This is a genomic window from Cryobacterium ruanii, from assembly GCF_004404055.1.
Classification (GTDB): domain Bacteria; phylum Actinomycetota; class Actinomycetes; order Actinomycetales; family Microbacteriaceae; genus Cryobacterium; species Cryobacterium ruanii.
This window is the reverse complement of record NZ_SOHK01000023.1, coordinates 60,560-77,140: the sequence shown is the minus strand read 5'-3', so window position 1 is coordinate 77,140 and position 16,581 is coordinate 60,560. Positions and strand designations below refer to the sequence as shown.

Sequence of the window (16,581 nt, the reverse complement as noted above, 5' to 3'; positions counted from 1 at the left end):
CTAACCTAATTTGAGTTACCAATCATTAACTGTGATTGGCACCCAGTCGAGGGAGACAGCGGTCGATGCACGTACTCACCAGTGAGCTCGACCACACCGACCCCACCTTTCGTGCCAATGACTCCGGGCAGCGCGCCCTCGTCGCCGATCTTCGCTCGCGTCTGGCGTTGGCTGCGCTCGGTGGCCCGCAGAGCTCCCGGCAGCGGCACGTCGCCCGCGGAAAGCTGCTGCCCAGGGAGCGCGTCGACCGGCTGCTCGATGAGGGCAGCCCCTTTCTTGAAATCGGCCCGCTCGCCGCCGCCGGTCTCTACAACGACGACAGTCCCGGAGCCGGGCTCATCGCCGGAATCGGCCTCGTGCACGGCCGCCCGGTGCTCATAATCTGCAACGACGCCACCGTCAAGGGCGGCACCTACTATCCGCTGACCGTCAAAAAACACCTGCGCGCGCAGGAAATCGCCCTCGAGAACCGTCTTCCCTGCGTCTACCTCGTCGACTCCGGTGGGGCCTTCCTGCCCCGGCAGGACGAGGTCTTCCCCGACCGCGACCACTTCGGCCGCATCTTCTACAACCAGGCACGGATGTCCGCATTCCGCATCCCGCAGATCGCCGCGGTGCTCGGCTCCTGCACGGCCGGCGGTGCCTACGTTCCGGCAATGAGCGACGAAACCGTGATCGTACGAAACCAGGGCACCATCTTTCTCGGCGGCCCGCCGCTCGTCAAGGCCGCGATCGGCGAGATCGTTTCGGCCGAAGAACTCGGCGGCGGCGACCTGCATTCCCGGGTGTCCGGCGTCACCGACCATCTCGCCGAGAACGACGAGCACGCGCTGCAGATCGTTCGTGACATCGTATCGACCCTGCCGCTGCCCGCGCCGTCGGCCTGGCCGGTGCTGCCCGTGCGCGAGCCGGCCGTTAGCGCCGACGAACTCTATGCGGCCGTACCCGTCGACGTGCAACAGCCCTACGACGTGCGCGAGGTCATTTCCCGACTCGTCGACGCGAGCGAATTGCACGAATTCAAGAAGGAATATGGCCCCACCCTCGTCACCGGATTCGCCCACCTGCACGGCCACCCGGTGGGCATCGTCGCCAACAACGGCATCCTCTTCGCCGAATCGGCGCAAAAAGGCGCCCACTTCATCGAACTGTGCGACCAACGCGGCATCCCGCTGATCTTTCTGCAGAACATCTCGGGCTTCATGGTCGGCACCGACGCCGAGACCGGCGGTATCGCCAAGCACGGTGCCAAAATGGTCACCGCCGTCGCCACCACCCGCGTACCCAAACTCACCGTGGTCATCGGCGGCTCTTTCGGTGCCGGCAACTACTCCATGTGTGGTCGCGCGTACTCGCCACGCTTTCTCTGGATGTGGCCGGGCAGCCGCATCTCGGTGATGGGCGGCCCGCAGGCCTCCGCGGTGCTCGCGACCGTCAAACGCGAGCAGATCGAGGGCCGCGGCGAGCAGTGGTCGACCGAGGCCGAAGCCGACTTCAAGAAACCGATCACCGACCAATACGAGCAACAGGGCAGTCCTTACTATTCCACCGCCCGACTCTGGGACGACGGCGTCATCGACCCGGCCGATACCCGCACCGTGCTCGGACTCGCCCTCGATGTCTGCGCTGCCGTTCCCCTACCCGACCCCGCCTTCGGCCTGTTTCGGATGTGACCCGGTGACAACTGACTTCACCACCGTGCTCGTCGCTAATCGCGGTGAGATCGCCTGCCGCATCATGCGCACCCTGCGCGAGCGGGGCATCCGCTCGGTTGCCGTGTACAGTGACGCCGACCGTGGGGCCAGACATGTACAGCTAGCGGATGCCGCGGTGCGGATCGGTCCCGCCGCCCCGGCCAGCAGCTACCTCAATATCGACGCTATCCTCGACGCGGCCGCACGGACCGACGCCGAGGCCATCCATCCGGGTTACGGGTTCCTCAGCGAGAACCAGGCGTTCGCGCAGGCCTGCGCCGACGCCGGCATCGTCTTCATCGGACCGAGCGTCAACGCGTTGGCCGTGATGGGCGATAAGATCCGTTCCAAGAATCACGTCGCCGGTTTCGGGGTGCCGATCATTCCCGGAATCGCCCGCCCCGGACTCAGCGACGAACAGCTCATCGAGGCTGCCGCTGAAGTGGGCTACCCGTTGCTGATCAAACCGTCCGCCGGCGGCGGCGGCAAGGGCATGGAAGTCGTCGAGGCCGCCGAGCAGCTCGCCGACGCCCTGGTCACCGCACGTCGCGTGGCCGCGAGCGCGTTCGGCGACGACACCCTCTTTCTGGAACGGCTCGTCGCCACCCCCCGCCACATCGAGGTTCAGGTGCTCGCCGACAATTACGGTGCCGTCATCCACCTCGGCGAACGTGAGTGCTCCCTGCAACGCCGCCATCAGAAAGTCATCGAGGAAGCCCCCTCGCCACTGCTCGACCCGGCGACGCGTGTGCGCATCGGCGAGGCCGCGTGCGCTGCCGCCCGCAGCGTCGACTATCGCGGAGCCGGCACGGTCGAGTTCCTGGTCGCCGCCGACGCCCCCGGCGATTTCTTTTTCATGGAGATGAACACTCGCCTGCAGGTCGAACACCCGGTCACCGAACTCGTCACCGGCGTAGACCTCGTCGACTGGCAGCTGCGAATCGCCGCGGGTGAGCCGCTCGGCCTCGCGCAGAGCGACATATGCCTCAATGGGCATGCGATCGAGGCTCGGGTGTACGCGGAGAATCCCGAGCGCGATTTTCTGCCGATGACCGGCACGGTGCTCGCGCTGCGTGAGCCGGTGGGCGAGGGCATCCGAGTCGACAGCGCCCTTCTGCCTGGCTTGCAAATTGGGGGCGCCTACGACCCGATGCTCGCCAAGGTCGTGGCGTGGGCCCCCGACCGGACCGCCGCCATTGCGCGCCTTGATCGTGCCCTCGCCGACTTTCTCGTGCTCGGGGTGCATACCAATCTGGAATATCTTCGCCTGCTGCTGCAGGAACCGCCTGTGCGGGCTGGCCAGCTCGACACCGCACTGATCGAGCGCACCCTGCCGCACCTCGCATTTCGGCATGCCGACGACCACGTGCTTGCCGCCGCAGCCCTGCTCGTTCACAATGCCCGCTTCGATGCGGCGATCTCGGTCTGGCAGCGGCCGAGCGGCTGGCGCCTCGGTGAGCACCGCCCAGCCCGGTACCAACTCGGGGTGGGCGGCGGCAGCGTGTGCACCGTGGGCGTTTGGGGGGAGCCGGGCGCAGCATCCGTTTGCGTCGGCGAGCTTTCGCCCAGACTCGGCAGCCTCGCCACTCTGGCTGTCGGCCGGGTGCGGGTCGAGTTCGCGGGTGTGACGCGGGTCTACGACGTGGCGCGAGCGCACGGCCGCCTGCACCTCGGCCATGACGGTGTCGCTTTTGATCTGCTGCTGCCGACCCGCGCCGAACAACTGGCCGAGTTGCTAGCCGAACGCGATCGGGTGGCCGGCACGCTGCAGCCCGAGGTTCGCTCCCCGATGCCCGGCACCGTCGTCGCGGTGCCGGTGTCGTGCGGAGACCGCGTGGTTGCCGGGCAAACGCTCGCCACCATCGAGGCCATGAAAATGGAGCACAAACTCGTCGCGCCCCAAGCGGGAACGGTCATGATCAGCGTCGGCCCGGGCGATCTCGTGCGCCTAGACCAGATCGTTGCGACCGTTACCCCCGATACCAAAACCACCCGAGATCAGGGAGATCCATAATGAGCTACGAACTCAGCCCCATCCAGCAGGCCCTCAGTGACCAGGTTCGCGACTTCGCCGACGCCGTCGTCGCGCCGGCCGCCTACGAGTACGACACCAAGCGCAGCCTGCCCTACGACATCATCGACCAGATGGGCGAGATGGGACTGTTCGGCCTGCCGTTCCCGAAAGAATACGGCGGCCAGGGCAGCGACTACTTCTCGCTCTGTCTCGCCGTCGAACAACTTGCTCGCGTCGACCAGAGCATCGCCGTCACCCTCGAAGCCGGCGTGGGTCTGGGCATCATGCCGGTCTACCGTCGCGGAACCGAACAACAGAAGCAGCACTGGGTGCCGCTGCTCGCGAGTGGCAAGGCACTCTCCGCATTCGGCCTCACCGAAGCGGATGCCGGCTCCGACGCTGCCGGTACCAAGACCACCGCAGAACTGACGGGCGGCGAGTGGGTGATCAACGGCAGCAAGCAGTTCATCACCAACTCCGGAACCGACATCACCCGTCTGGTCACCGTTACCGCGGTCACCGGTCAGTCGGCCCGCCCCGACGGTTCGATCAAGAAGGAACTTACCGCCATCCTGGTGCCGACCCCGGCTCCTGGATTCACCGTCTTGCCCGCCTACGACAAGGTCGGCTGGCATACCTCCGACACGCATCCGCTGCTCTTCGACAACGTGCGCGTACCGGAAGGGAACCTGCTCGGTGAGCGCGGGCGCGGCTTCGCCAACTTCGTGCAGACCCTCGACGAGGGCCGCATCGCCTTCGCCGCGCTCTGCACCGGGGCGGCGCAGGGTTGCCTCGACGAGTCGGTGCGGTACGCGAAGAGCCGCAACGTGTTCGGTCGCGCCATCGGATCAAACCAGCACATCGCTTTCAAACTCGCCCGCATGCAGGCGCGCGTGCACAGTGCGCGCCTCGCCTACTACGACGCGGCCCTCAAAATGATCAACGGCAAGTCGTTCAAGATGGAAGCGTCGATCGCCAAGATGATCGGTAGCGAAGCGGCTATGGACAACGCCCGCGACGCCACCCAGATCTTCGGAGGATACGGCTTTCTGAATGAAAATCCGGTCGCTCGGCACTATCGTGATTCCAAAGTGCTCGAACTGGGCGAGGGTACGACCGAGGTCCAGCTCATGGTCATTGCCCGGACGCTCGGTTTTGCGGCCTGACCTGGCCGCACGACAAGACCGAGGAGAAGCGGATGCCCGATACCCCAGACACGCCCGCAGCGGGGAAGCGACGCCCGGCCCTACAGCGCGGACTTTACTTTGAGGAATTCGACCTCTCGGCTCTGTACCAGCACCGGCCAGGCCGCACCGTGACCGAGGCCGACAACGTTTTCTTCACGACGATGACCATGAATACCCAGGCCCTGCACCTCGATGCGGCGTGGTCGGCCGCCCAGCCGTTCGGCGAACGCCTGGTCAATTCCATGTTCACCCTCTCGACCATGGTCGGCAGCTCGGTCGCGCAGCTGACCCAGGGCACGATCGTAGCCAACCTGGGGTTTTCTGCCGTGACGTTTCCGCATCCGCTTCACCACGGTGACACCCTCTACTCCGAGACCATCGTCACCGACAAACGGCTGTCGACGAGTCGTTCGGGTCAGGGCATCGTCACGCTCGAGCACACCGGGCGCAACCAGCACGGAGTCGTCGTCGGTACGGCCGTGCGCGCGGTGCTGGTCTGGTGCCTTGGCGCTGCCCAGTGAGCGGCCCCTTCGATGGTGACCCGTTTGAGCAGGGCGACTTTGACGAATTTGGTGATCCGGCCGGCCTCGATGCCTTCGATGACAGTCCTGCCGGGCTCAGCCCGTTCACACCGGCACCGTTTACCCTCGGTCCGGCCCTGTTGTTCTGCCCGGCCGACCGGCCGGAGCGTTTCGCGAAGGCAACAGAGCGCGCCGATGGGGTCATCCTCGACCTCGAAGACGCCGTCGCGCCCGCCGACCGGGCGGCGGCGCGGCGGGCGCTGATCGAGAATCCGCTGGACCCGGCCCGCACGATCGTGCGCATCAATCCGGCCGACAGCGATGATTTCGCGCACGACCTGGCCGCGCTCGAGCGCACGGAGTACCGCGACGTCATGCTCGCCAAAACCGTCAGCGCCAATCAGGTCGAACGACTCGGGGAATATCGGGTGATTGCGCTGTGCGAGACCGCCGCGGGCGTGATCTCGGCGACCGAGATTGCCGCGGCACGCAACGTCGTCGCGCTCATGTGGGGCGCCGAAGACCTCGTCGCGTCCCTCGGCGGCACCTCCAGCCGATTCGCCGACGGACGCTATCGTGACGTCGCGCGCCAGGCCCGCTCACTGGTGCTGCTCGCAGCCGGTGCCCACGATAAGGCCACCATCGACACCGTGCACCTAGATATCACCGACACGGCAGGTTTGCACAATGAGGCCGCTGATGCCGTCGCGAGCGGCTTCACCGCCACCGCCTGCATCCACCCCGACCAAGTCGCCGTCATTCGTGCCGCATACCAACCGTCCGCCGCCGAAGTGGACTATGCCCTCGGACTGCTCGAGGCCGCCGCGAGTGCCCGCGGCGTCTTCCAACATGACGGCCGCATGATCGACGGCCCCGTGCTGCGTCACGCCGAGGCTGTATTGCGCCGAGCAGCCCGCTAAGCCAGCCTTGTGAACTCTCGATCGCGCCAGGGGGTCAGGCGGCCTCGTCGGCCAGAACCTTCTCGATCGCGTCAACGATCTCCTGCGACTCCGGCTCCACCGACGAGGAGAAGCGGTCCACGATCACACCGGCTGGTGTCACCAGAAACTTTTCGAAGTTCCACTTGATCAAACCGGGGAACAGTCCCTGCTTGAACTTCGTCAGCTCTGCATAGAGCGGATGCTGGTGCTTACCCCGCACATCGACCTTGGCTGTCATTGGAAAGGTCACCCCATAAGTCATCCCGCAGAATGCCGCAATGTCGTCTTCGGTACCGGGCTCCTGACCCATGAACTGGTTGCTCGGTAGTCCCAGCACGACCAGCCCCTTGTCGGCGTAACGCTGGTAAAGCGCTTCGAGTCCTGCGTACTGCGGGGTGAAGCCGCACTTCGATGCCACGTTGACGACGAGTATCGCTTTGCCCTCAAAAGCGCCGACAGTGGTTTTGGTTCCATCGATAAGAGTGAGGGGAATGTCGTACAGCGCGGAAGCAGTCATTCGAAGAACGTATCGATCGAATCTCCGAGCTGGCTGCACGATGCCTGTCCAGCTGCACGATGCCTGTCCAGCTGCACGATGTCTAGCTGCACACTACCTGTGTAGAAGGTGCGTTTCCCCCAAATCGGTGACAATTTCACCTACCATTAGAACAGTTCAGAAATCATGGTGGTCCATTAGAGGATCCGGGTTTCTCTTCCCGCGCGGCGCAGCGCATTTCCCGCCGAACGGGCCAACACCCCAGCTCACTCGAACCAGTCAGTCATGAAGTGCACGTCGCTTCCTGCAGACATTCGGATGGTCTGTGTCTCGTCATTGCTCTGGCCCCCGGTCGGCATCCGTCATCACTAGATCGCACCAGGAGCATCATGAATTCTTACGTATCGCACACCACGCAGAGCATCAACCTGCCCAACGAATACATCTCCAACACCGCACGGCGTGCGGTCACCGGCAGCGGCTACGTCAGCGGAACCGCGCAGCACCTCGACGCCGGTGAGTACGTGTCGCGTGCCACCGTGACCTCGGTGACCTCGCGTCGCGTCGCGCCGTCACAGGTGGCCGACAGCAGGCACTTGGCCGCGGCAGCCTGAGCCAGCACGTTCCGGCCGCGCCGGAATCGACAGACCTGAGAGGGACTCCGCCCAGCGGAGTCCCTTTTTTGCTGTTTCTGCGCGTCGCACCGGCGGCACCGAAACGACGGTCGCCGACGCGCCGGTACACTGAAGAGGTATCTGGCCGGTATTTTGCTTGCCCGCCAAGTACGACACGACGTACGCGCATGCGCGCTGAAGCCCCCTGAGTTTTCCTCGCAGGCTTGACATGCCCGTGCCCGGTCCCCACACACCTGGACATGCAGTACCGCAGACAACGAAATGAGATTCATGAATAACCACTACCTCGACCTGAGCACTCCGCCGGCATTGCCGGCGCGCGGCATGCGCATCATCCCGCTCGGAGGTCTCGGCGAGATCGGCCGCAACATGACCGTCTTCGAGCACAAGGGAAAGCTGCTCATCATCGACTGCGGCGTTCTCTTCCCCGAGGACAACCAGCCCGGCATCAACGTGATCCTGCCCGACTTCACCGCCATCCGCGACCGCCTGCAGGACATCGAGGCCATCGTGCTCACCCACGGCCACGAAGACCACATCGGCGCCGTCCCGTACCTGCTCAAGGAACGCGGTGATATTCCCGTGGTCGGCTCCAAGCTCACCCTCGCCTTCCTCGCCGCCAAGTTGCAGGAGCACCGTCTGAGCCAGAACTTCATCGAGGTGAAGGAGGGTGAGCGCCGCACCATCGGCCAGTTCGACCTCGAGTTCATCGCCGTGAACCACTCCATCCCGGATGGCCTCGCCATCGCGATCCGCACCGAAGCCGGCCTCGTGCTCGCCACCGGTGACTTCAAGATGGACCAGTTCCCGCTCGACAAGCGCCTCACCGACCTCGGCGCCTTCGCCCGCCTGGCCGAAGAGGGCGTCGACCTGTTCATGACGGACTCGACCAACGCCGAGGTTCCCGGCTTCACCACCGCCGAGAAGGACATCGGACCGGCGATCGACACCGTGTTCCGTACCTCCCCGCGCCGAATCATCGTGTCGAGCTTCGCCAGCCACGTGCACCGCATCCAGCAGGTCATCGACGCTGCTGTCAAGCACAACCGCAAGGTGGCCTTCGTCGGCCGCTCCATGGTACGAAACATGGGCATCGCGAGCGAGCTCGGCTATCTCAATATTCCCAAGGGCCTGCTCGTCGACATGAAGGCGCTCGAGCGTATGAAGGACGACAAGGTCGTTCTCATCTGCACCGGCTCGCAGGGTGAGCCGATGGCCGCTCTCTCGCGCATGGCCAACCGTGAGCACGTCATCAAAATCGGCGAGGGCGACACTGTGCTGCTCGCGAGCTCGCTGATCCCCGGCAACGAGAACTCTATCTACCGCGTCATCAACGGCCTGATCCGTTGGGGCGCGAACGTCGTGCACAAGGGCAACGCCAAGGTGCACGTCTCCGGTCACGCGAGCGCCGGCGAGCTCGTCTACTGCTACAACATTGTCAAGCCGGTCAACGTCATGCCGATCCACGGTGAATGGCGCCACCTCACCGCCAACGCCGATCTCGCCATCGCGACCGGTGTTCCCGAAGAGAACGTCATCGTCGTCGAAGACGGCGTCGTCGTGGACCTCGTCGACGGCCACGCCAAGGTCACCGGCCGTGTCGTCGCCGATTACATCTTCGTCGATGGGATGACCGTCGGTGGCGCATCCACTGCCGCGATGGAAGACCGTCGCAAGCTCGCCGAAGATGGCACCATCACCATCCTCGGAATTCTCAACGCCAAGACCGGCACTCTCTCCGAGCCGGTGGAGTTCCTTGCCCGCGGATTCGTGCACGACGACGAATGGGTCAAGGGGGCGACCAAGGTCATCGATGAGGCTATGAAGGCCGCGAACCGCATCAAGATCGTCGACGGCGCTGAGCTCGAAGACCTGTTCACGCAGTCCGTGAGCCGCTGGATGAATCGCAAGTACCGTCGCAGCCCGGTCATCACCTCCGTAGTCGTCGACGCTTAACCAGCACCGACAGCCACGTAAAAGGCCGCATCCTCCACGAGGATGCGGCCTTTTACGTTCATCGCACCAGCTACATGAAGTCGTCGGCAGTAGCGTTCGCAATGTCGATCAGCACAAGCTTCGGGTTCTCCTTGGCGATCGCCTGTAACCGCCACGGGGTGCTGAACAGTGCGAGCAGCGTACCGTCGGAGCGGGTGAAAACCTCGACCTGGCGGGTCCCGGTGAGCACGAGCGCGCTCTCCTTGTCGGTCTTGCGGGCCACCTGGTAGGGGAGCGCCTCCATGCGAATGTCCGCGTGAAAGTCGTGCACCATGCGGTCCTCAACAACCTCGAACTGCATCGGGCCGACAGCGCCGAGCACCGGAGCCTGCTCACCACGCACCTCTGAGCGCATCACCTGGATGACGCCTTCGTGGTCAAGCTGGTCGATGCCGCGGCGAAATTGTTTGTGCTTGCTGCTGTCGACCGGGCGAATGGCCCGAAAGTGTTCGGGGGAGAACAACGGCAGCGGCGGAAACTCAACCCGTTCGTCTTCGAAGATCGAGTCGCCCACGCGCAGTGCCGACGCGTTCACCAGCCCGACGATGTCGCCGGGCCAGGCCTGGTCGGTGACGGTGCGTTCCTTGCCGAACAGCTGTTGGGCGTACTTGGTGGCGAAGGGGCGGCCCGTGGCGGCGTGGGTGACGATCATGCCGCGGCGGAATTCGCCCGAGCATACGCGCACGAAGGCCACGTGGTCGCGGTGCGCCGAGTTCATGCCGGACTGAACCTTGAATACGAAACCGGAAAACGGCGAGGTGACCTTGCGCGGGTTGCCGTCGATATCCATGCGGGCTTCGGCCGGCGGCGCGAATTCGACCAGGGTGTCGAGTAGCTGCTGCACCCCGAAGTTGGCCACGGCGGCACAGAACAGCACCGGGGTGGTCTGCCCATCGAGGAACAATTCGGAGTCATGATTTTGCGATTCCGCGTCGAGCAACTCTGATTCTTCGACAGCGGATGCCCACGCCGGGCCCTCCTCGCGTGCCGCGTCGGCCGCAGCCAGCCGCACCGATTCGGCCACGGTCGCACCGCCGGCTGTGCGGGTGTAGCGCAAAAAGTCGCCGGAACGGCGATCGAGCACACCGCGCAGGTCGCCGGCCTCACCGACCGGCCAGTTCAGCGGGGTCGGCAGCAGGCCGGTACGGGTCTGGATCTCATCCATCAGGGCGAGGGGAGTGTCGCCGGGGCGGTCCCACTTGTTGATGACGGTAATGACAGGTAGCCCGCGCTGCTTACAGACCGCGAACAGCTTCATGGTCTGCGGCTCGAGCCCCTTGGCGGCGTCGACGAGCATCACCGCGGCATCCACTGCGGAGAGCACTCGAAAGGTGTCCTCGGAGAAGTCGGCGTGGCCGGGAGTGTCGACGAGGTTGATCACGGCGTCGTGGTACTCGAACTGGATTGCGGCGCTCGTCACCGAGATGCCGCGGGCCTTCTCCATCTCCATCCAGTCGGAGACGGTGCCGCTGCGACCGGCCTTACCATGTGTGGCGCCGGCCGTGGTGATCGCGCGCGCGTGCAGCAGGAGGGCTTCGGTCAGGGTGGACTTGCCCGCGTCGGGGTGGGAGATCACGGCGAAGGTGCGGCGTCGGCGAGCCTCACGGGGAACCTGGGGGTTGGGCACGTCGGCGACGGTGGTCATGGCTGCTTTCCTGCGGCTGATTCGGGCAGGATACCTAGCCAACGATCAGGAGATTCGGCAGCCGGCGGCCCGGGGCGGATGTGCACCTGCACACTCGGCCCGTTTTTCGCGCAACAGCCAGTCTAACAAATCGGGCGCGTACCGACATTCGGCCAGTCATCCCACCCCTGTTTGGCCGCAACCGACATACGTTTTGGTAACGGTTTAGCGTGCCGCCCGGAAATGTCGGTGGCCTCGCCTAAGGTCGGGCCAAGAGCAGTTCACGAATGAAAAACCGGGCAGACGCGACTGCCCGGCAGAACCGCCGGGAGGAGCACACTATGACCCGACAGGCTGTCTCGTCTTCACTCGATGCGCTGTCGATCGGCCGTGTCGACTCGGTCGAGACAGCGCCGGCCGACACAACGATCAGTGCTGGTGCGCTTCGTCGCCAGATTCCGGGAACCGACCTGCGCGTGCATCCGCTGGCCTTGGGATGCAATGCCTTCGGCTGGACCGCGACCGGTGAAGCCTCCCACGCTATTCTCGACGCTCACCACAGCCTCGGGGGCAATTTTCTCGACACCGCCGACAGTTTTGCCGCGGGGCGCAGTGAAGTGATCATCGGGTCTTGGCTGCGTTCGCGCGATGCACGCACCGAGACTGTGATTGCCACCAAGATCGGCCGCAATCTCGACAATCCCGGGCTGACTCAACGAAGCATCGTGGCCGCCGTCGAAGCCAGCCTCGTGCGGCTGGGAACCGACTACATCGACCTGCTCTACTTTCACTTCGACGACAAAACCGTCGCCCTCGAAGAGAGCCTGGTTGCTGTTGACGCCCTCGTTCGCGCTGGCAAGGTGCGTTACCTCGGTGCCAGCAATTTCTCAGCGGAACGGCTCATGCAGGCACGGGTGCTCTCCGCCCTCGGCCTGCCCAAGTTCGTCGCCGTCGAAACCCCCTACAATCTGGTGCACCGTGCCGAGCTTGAAAAAGACGTCGCCGTCGTGGCCCGCGCCCAACACCTCGCCGTGATGCCCGGTTTCGCGTTGGCGCACGGTTTTCTGGCCGGCGCTTTTCGCACCAAAACGGACGCCGCCGGCACCGCACGCGGGCAGCTCGCCGCGGTCTACCTCAACCGTCGCTCGCTGCGGGTGCTCGCTGTGGTCGACCGCATCGCCGCCGCGCAGGAGGCGGCTCCAGCATCGATTGCCCTCGCCTGGCTGCTCGCCCGGCCCGACGTGGTGGCGCCGGTGGCCGGTGCTGGCCGGGCGGACCAGGTGCAGTCCCTGGTCGCGGCGGCGGCAATCCGTCTCGGCCGTAACGACCTGCTCGACCTCGACCGGGTGTCGGCCAGTTGACTCGGCACCTGGGCGAGTGCGCTAATCGCCTGACTCGTCGAGCACACGCTGGATAGCGCGCAGCAGGGCGGTGTGGGCGCCGATCGGATCGCCGAGGTTGGCACCGGCGAAGGCGCCGTCCCTGGCGAGAAAGAAATCGTCGGCGGCGTCGCCGGGCCGAGCGTGGCCCATACCCCGGAACATGTCCTCGATCGACCGGCCGTACCAGTCACGGTGGGTGGCTACCGCCTGACGCACGGGGTGGGCAGGGTCGGTGAACTGGGCGGCCGCGTTGATGAATGGGCAGCCGTGAAACCCTTCCCGAATGACCTGGGCTGAGATCTCGGTGACGACGGCACGCAGGCGCTGCTCGGGAGTATCGAAGCGGGTGTCGAGGCTCGCGAGAAAATCACGGGCGAGCCGGTCCCGGCCCTGCAGGTACACGACGATGAGGGCATCTTTCGAGCGGTAGTACTTGTAGAAGGTCGCTTTGGTGACCTTGGATTCGCTGATGATGCGATCCACACCCACGGTGTGCACACCCTCGGTGTAGAACAGGCGGTCGGCCGTGGCAAGGATGCGCACTTTCGCGTGCGTCGCCGGGCGAACGGCCTCAGCTGTCAGCGTGGTCATGCGGCACTCCTTAGTTGAGGGCGAGTAATCAACCCCAGATGAGCACCAATCCGGGGTTTTCCCCGATCGTCATCCAGACTGTAACACACCCTAGACAGACCAGTCTGTCGTAACCGGCTGCACGAGCCATTCCGGCCAAACTGGGGGTAACTCACCGGTGGGCGCGCCCGCAATGGTCGTCCTGATCGGGTCTTGTAAGCTGATGAATGATATGAACGGTGCAGTCGACTTTCCCCTAGACCAGGCCGAACTTTCGTTTCGGGCCGCCGGCGATGCCCTCGTGCGTCGCACCGTTCTACCGAGCGGCGTGCGCATTCTCAGCGAGCAGGTTCCGGGTGCACGCAGCGTCACCATTGGCTATTGGGTCGCCGTCGGGTCGCGTGACGAACAGCCGGGCCATTTCGGCTCCACACACTTTCTCGAGCACCTGCTGTTCAAGGGAACGGCAACGCGGTCGGCCCTCGACATAGCAATCTCGTTCGACGCGGTCGGCGGCGAGCACAACGCCATGACCGCCAAGGAATACACCTGTTACTACGCCAAGGTGCAGGACCGCGACCTTGGCATGGCGATCGACGTGCTCACCGACATGCTTACCTCCTCAAAACTGGATGCCGATGAGTTCGAAACCGAGCGCGGCGTTATTCTCGAGGAACTCGCCATGGCCGATGACGACCCGTCCGACGTCGCCAATGAGCGGTTCTTCGAAGCCGTGCTCGGTAGGCATCCGCTCGGCCGCCCGATCGGCGGCAGCGCAGACGACATTCGGGGCGCCACCCGCACGGCCGTGTGGGAGCACTACCAGGCCAACTATCGACCTCAGGACCTCGTCGTCACTGTTGCCGGTGCCGTCGACCACGATGGGCTCCTCGCCGCCGTTACCCGGGCCCTCGAACGCGCCGGCTGGGACCTCAGCATCGCCCAGACTCCGGTCGGTCGTCGTGGCGGTGCGCCAGCCCAGATTCACCAGGGCCAGGCCCTGACCATCGTCAAACGCCCGCTGGAGCAGGCGAATCTGCTGCTCGGCATGCCCGGCCTGTTGGCGACTGATGACCGCCGCGTTGCGATGAGCGTACTCACCTCCATCTTCGGCGGGGGTATGTCGAGTCGCCTGTTTCAGGAAGTGCGGGAGAAGCGCGGCCTGGCCTACTCCGTGTATTCGTTCGCGCCCGGCTACTCAGACGCCGGCCTGTTTGGTATGTATGCCGGGTGCACTCCGGCCAAGGCCGGCCAGGTTGCCGAGCTCATGCTCAGCGAACTGCGCCGGCTTGCCGATGGCGGGGTGACCGCCGACGAGATGAAGCGGGCGTCTGGACAGTTGAGTGGGGCATCCGCTCTCGCACTCGAAGACTCGGACACCCGTATGTCCCGGCTGGGCCGCTCCGAAATTACCCTCGGCGAGTTCGCTGACCTCGACGAAGCCCTGCGGCGCCTCGCGCTCGTCACTGCGGCCGACGTGCAGGCGCTCGCCGGCGAGCTCGTCAGCGGTCCGGTGTCGATCGCCGCCGTCGGAGCCCTCGAGGACGACGCGTTCGCGGCGATCTTCCCTGGCTGACCGGCTGCCACCTGCTTCTGCACTAACCGGCCCAGCCGGGCTCCCGATCTTCGAAATGGACAATGATGCCCCAGTACGTCTATCTGATACGCCACGGCGAGCAGCAGGATGCCGAACACGGCTTGCATGACGGCCCGCTGTCGCCGCGCGGCAAGCGCCAGGCTCTGCTGATCGCCGATCGCCTCAGCGGAGTTCCATTCACGGGTGCCTGGCATTCGCCGCTGCAGCGCGCCGCCGAAACCGCCGAGATCATGGGGGGACGGCTGCCGGCGGTGCAGAGCGAGCCGTCGGCTCTGCTATTCGACTGCATACCCTCCGGCCGGGCTGCCGAGACACCGTCGGCCTACGACCCATTCTTCGGCTCGGTCACCGACGATGAGATCGCTGCGGGACGTGCGCAGATGGAAGACGCTGTTGCCGAATTTCTGCAGCCTCGTCGCAGCCAACGGCACGACCTGCTGATCACCCACAATTTCGTGATCGCCTGGTTCGTGCGCGAGGTTCTTGGGGCCCCGGACTGGCGGTGGGTCGGCATCAACCAGGCCAATTGCGGGTTGACGGTGCTGCAGCAAAAGCCGGGGCGACCATGGACGCTCGTCACCCACAACGATCTCGGCCACCTGCCGGTAGAGCTGCGCACCGGGCTGCCCGAACCGTTGATGTTCTAGGCGGTCATGTCCTCAGCGCTCGGGCGTGGGCGGGTGATGGGGCGATCAATTGGTAGATTGGTTTCATGACAACGACGGTGGCCATCATTGGCGCAACGGGCAAGATGGGCCGCCTGGTCTCCGACTTGATCGACCGAACCGACGGGTATGAAGTCGTCGCCAGACTCGACTCCCACAGCGAACTGAGCGAGATGCTCGGGGCCGAGATCGCCGTCGACCTGACCCGGCCCGACGTGAGCCGCGGTGTCGTCGACTTTGCGACGGAGAACGGTTTGCGGGTGCTGGTCGGTACCTCCGGCTGGAGCCAGGACGGCATCGACTCGCTCAGCAGCCGCCTGTACGGGCGCGACGATACCGGCGTCGTCATCATTCCGAACTTCTCGATCGGGTCGGTGCTCGCAACGGCGTTCGCGGCCCTCGCCGCACGGTTCTATGACTCCATCGAAATCGTCGAAGCGCATCAGCCCTCCAAGGTCGATTCACCGTCGGGCACGGCCGTGCGCACCGCCGAAATGATCGGCCGGGCGCGCGCCGAACTGGGCCCCGTTGCGGCACCGCACACCGACCAGCGTGCCCGCGGCCAGCAGGTCTCGAGCGTGCCCGTGCACAGCCTGCGCCTGTCCGGCCTGCTGGCCCGTCAGGACGTTTTTTTGGGCGGTACCGGGGAGACGCTCACGATCAGCCACAACACGCTGTCGCCGAGCGCTTACGAGAGCGGGATTTTGCTGTGTCTCGCTGCCGCGCGAACGGCCACGGGAGTGACGGTCGGCCTCGACCAGGTCGTTGACCTAGGATTCGGTGCCCCCACTTCCAGCGAGGGAGCCTCTAAATGAAGGGCAAGATCGCCGTCGTCGTCATGGCAGCCCTGCTCGTCTTCTACCTCGTGCTGGTTGGTGTGCGCGCCGTACTCTTCATTCAAAGCGGTGAGCCGGTCGGTATCGCTATCGGGCTCGCACTGCTCATCCTGCCGCTGATCGGTTTCTGGGCGCTCGCGCGAGAGGTTGCGTTCGGAATCCGCTCGGAACGGTTGGTGCGCCAACTCGACGACCTCGGCGGGCTTTCCGGCGCTGATTTACCCCTACGTCCGAGTGGTCGTCCGTACCGGGACGCCGCCGATGAGCAGTTTCCGGCGGCGCAGGCCGGGGTTGAAGCCGAACCGGAGAACTGGCACGCCTGGCTGCGTCTCGGTCTCGCCTACGATGCTTCCGGCGACCGCAAGCGAGCCCGTGGCGCCATTCGCACCGCGATCGCCCTCGAGCGCACCCCGAAGTAGTCGGA

The 16,581-nt window shown here is 65.1% G+C and carries 15 protein-coding genes; 12 read left to right on the top strand and 3 right to left on the bottom strand.

What is annotated here, in order from left to right; translation table 11 throughout:
• Positions 1–65 precede the first annotated feature (65 nt).
• The 5 genes from E3T47_RS14550 to E3T47_RS14530 all read left to right on the top strand — a co-directional run bounded on the left by E3T47_RS14550 (position 66) and on the right by E3T47_RS14530 (position 6,336).
• Positions 66–1,673, top strand: a complete 1,608-nt coding sequence (locus E3T47_RS14550; RefSeq protein WP_134556768.1) for a carboxyl transferase domain-containing protein — start codon at positions 66–68, stop codon at positions 1,671–1,673.
• Complete coding sequence (locus E3T47_RS14545) at positions 1,618–3,708, top strand: acetyl/propionyl/methylcrotonyl-CoA carboxylase subunit alpha (protein WP_134556767.1); 2,091 nt, start codon at positions 1,618–1,620, stop codon at positions 3,706–3,708. Before E3T47_RS14550 ends, E3T47_RS14545 begins: the two co-directional genes overlap by 56 nt.
• Entirely contained in the window at positions 3,708–4,874 is a 1,167-nt protein-coding gene (locus E3T47_RS14540) for an acyl-CoA dehydrogenase family protein (protein WP_134556766.1), read from the top strand. Before E3T47_RS14545 ends, E3T47_RS14540 begins: the two co-directional genes overlap by 1 nt.
• 32 nt (positions 4,875–4,906) lie before the next feature.
• Positions 4,907–5,416, top strand: a complete 510-nt coding sequence (locus E3T47_RS14535) for a MaoC family dehydratase (protein WP_134556765.1) — start codon at positions 4,907–4,909, stop codon at positions 5,414–5,416.
• A gap of 137 nt (positions 5,417–5,553) precedes the next feature.
• On the top strand, positions 5,554–6,336 hold the full coding sequence (locus tag E3T47_RS14530) for an HpcH/HpaI aldolase/citrate lyase family protein (protein ID WP_134556833.1): 783 nt from the start codon (positions 5,554–5,556) through the stop codon (positions 6,334–6,336).
• Between the two features lie 34 nt (positions 6,337–6,370).
• Here E3T47_RS14530 and E3T47_RS14525 read toward each other — a convergent pair whose 3' ends face one another.
• Positions 6,371–6,874: a glutathione peroxidase gene (locus tag E3T47_RS14525; protein ID WP_134556764.1), complete on the bottom strand. Its 504-nt coding sequence runs from the start codon at positions 6,872–6,874 to the stop codon at positions 6,371–6,373.
• A 368-nt stretch (positions 6,875–7,242) separates the two neighbouring features.
• Here E3T47_RS14525 and E3T47_RS14520 point away from each other — a divergent pair, with 368 nt between their 5' ends.
• On the top strand, positions 7,243–7,467 hold the full coding sequence (locus E3T47_RS14520; protein ID WP_134556763.1) for a hypothetical protein: 225 nt from the start codon (positions 7,243–7,245) through the stop codon (positions 7,465–7,467).
• Positions 7,468–7,758: 291 nt separating this feature from the next.
• Positions 7,759–9,444 carry a ribonuclease J gene (locus E3T47_RS14515; protein WP_134503157.1) on the top strand — a complete coding sequence of 562 codons (1,686 nt, stop codon included), beginning with the start codon at positions 7,759–7,761 and terminating at the stop codon, positions 9,442–9,444.
• 70 nt (positions 9,445–9,514) lie between these two features.
• Here the strand turns inward: E3T47_RS14515 and E3T47_RS14510 are convergent, their stop codons facing one another.
• Entirely contained in the window at positions 9,515–11,128 is a 1,614-nt protein-coding gene (locus E3T47_RS14510) for a peptide chain release factor 3 (RefSeq protein WP_134556762.1), read from the bottom strand.
• A 320-nt stretch (positions 11,129–11,448) separates the two neighbouring features.
• Between E3T47_RS14510 and E3T47_RS14505 the strand changes: the two genes are divergently transcribed.
• Positions 11,449–12,468 (top strand): aldo/keto reductase, encoded by a 1,020-nt coding sequence (locus E3T47_RS14505; RefSeq protein ID WP_134556761.1) that lies wholly within the window; start codon positions 11,449–11,451, stop codon positions 12,466–12,468.
• Positions 12,469–12,489: 21 nt separating this feature from the next.
• On the opposite strand, the gene E3T47_RS14500 is transcribed toward E3T47_RS14505, so the two are convergent.
• Complete coding sequence (locus tag E3T47_RS14500; RefSeq protein WP_134556760.1) at positions 12,490–13,080, bottom strand: TetR/AcrR family transcriptional regulator; 591 nt, start codon at positions 13,078–13,080, stop codon at positions 12,490–12,492.
• A gap of 211 nt (positions 13,081–13,291) precedes the next feature.
• Here E3T47_RS14500 and E3T47_RS14495 point away from each other — a divergent pair, with 211 nt between their 5' ends.
• From E3T47_RS14495 to E3T47_RS14480, 4 genes are all read left to right on the top strand, one after another.
• Positions 13,292–14,635, top strand: a complete 1,344-nt coding sequence (locus E3T47_RS14495; RefSeq protein ID WP_134556759.1) for a M16 family metallopeptidase — start codon at positions 13,292–13,294, stop codon at positions 14,633–14,635.
• A 65-nt stretch (positions 14,636–14,700) separates the two neighbouring features.
• Entirely contained in the window at positions 14,701–15,303 is a 603-nt protein-coding gene (locus E3T47_RS14490; RefSeq protein ID WP_134556832.1) for a histidine phosphatase family protein, read from the top strand.
• A gap of 65 nt (positions 15,304–15,368) precedes the next feature.
• The gene (gene dapB / locus E3T47_RS14485) at positions 15,369–16,136 is read left to right on the top strand and encodes a 4-hydroxy-tetrahydrodipicolinate reductase (RefSeq protein WP_134556758.1); all 768 of its coding nucleotides are present in this window, start codon (positions 15,369–15,371) and stop codon (positions 16,134–16,136) included.
• Complete coding sequence (locus tag E3T47_RS14480) at positions 16,133–16,576, top strand: hypothetical protein (RefSeq protein WP_134556757.1); 444 nt, start codon at positions 16,133–16,135, stop codon at positions 16,574–16,576. The genes dapB and E3T47_RS14480 overlap by 4 nt, the downstream gene beginning before the upstream one ends.
• Positions 16,577–16,581 lie beyond the last annotated feature (5 nt).